We start from the raw sequence: 347 nt of genomic DNA on the forward strand, positions 1-347 counted from the left end.
TTAAACTTAAAGGTTCTAATTTTTCAAAAGGTTTATTTAAATCTTTATCAAGCAAATTCTCACAAGCCCATAAAAAAGGTTTTTCTATGGTTCCTTCTATCCTTGCTCCACCTTCGGTGCAGTTGTAAATTTTAGTATCTAAATACTTTTGTATTTTTTGCACATCTTGCTCTAAATTTCGTTTAAACATAAGCCAGACATGGTGAGTTTTGATTTTTTCTTTCCCACCATAAGCCTCGGTTAAAATATGTTCATACATTTGACTTTCATAATTAGCTGAATTTTGATAATCATCAGGATGAGAATTGCCATTTTCAGCATAAGCTAAATCCTGTCCTATAAAAATG

Annotated in this window: 1 pseudogene; it reads right to left on the minus strand. The window is 30.8% G+C overall.

The window, feature by feature from the left end:
- Positions 1-347 (minus strand): annotated as a pseudogene (locus KAR67_RS09470) (motility associated factor glycosyltransferase family protein); the annotation flags it as partial.

It is taken from the genome of Campylobacter sp. JH32, assembly GCF_017846535.1.
GTDB classification, from domain to species: Bacteria; Campylobacterota; Campylobacteria; order Campylobacterales; family Campylobacteraceae; genus Campylobacter_D; species Campylobacter_D coli.